The organism is Hungatella sp. SL.1.14 (assembly GCF_024460495.1).
In the GTDB taxonomy this organism is placed as follows: domain Bacteria; phylum Bacillota; class Clostridia; order Lachnospirales; family Lachnospiraceae; genus Hungatella; species Hungatella hathewayi.
Map to the genome: position 1 here is coordinate 1 of NZ_JANFYJ010000414.1, position 296 is coordinate 296.

A 296-nucleotide genomic window follows, 5' to 3' on the forward strand; every position below is an offset into this window, starting at 1 on the left:
GTGATCCTGCTGTCGCGGCTGTTTGCGGTCAGGGAGCGGTGCCCGGTTACCATATTTCTGATTTCCGGCATATTTCCGCTGGTACCGGGAGCCGGGGTATACTGGACCGCCTATAATATTGTGACAAATGAGCTGGACAAGGCGTCTCAGACTGGCTTTATGGCTCTTAAGGTGGCAGTGGCCATCGTCCTGGGGATTGTGTTTGTGTTTGAACTGCCGCAGGGGATTTTTAAGGTGTTTTCGACAAAAGAAGAGAAACAGGGCAGTCTGTGAAGCCGGTAAATGGCTGGGCGGTG

Annotated in this window: 1 protein-coding gene; it reads left to right on the plus strand. The window is 53.0% G+C overall.

The window, feature by feature from the left end:
- A partial coding sequence (locus NE473_RS31620; RefSeq protein WP_256265683.1) for a threonine/serine exporter family protein occupies positions 1–273 on the plus strand: 273 nt, incomplete at its 5' end.
- Positions 274–296: the final 23 nt, after the last annotated feature.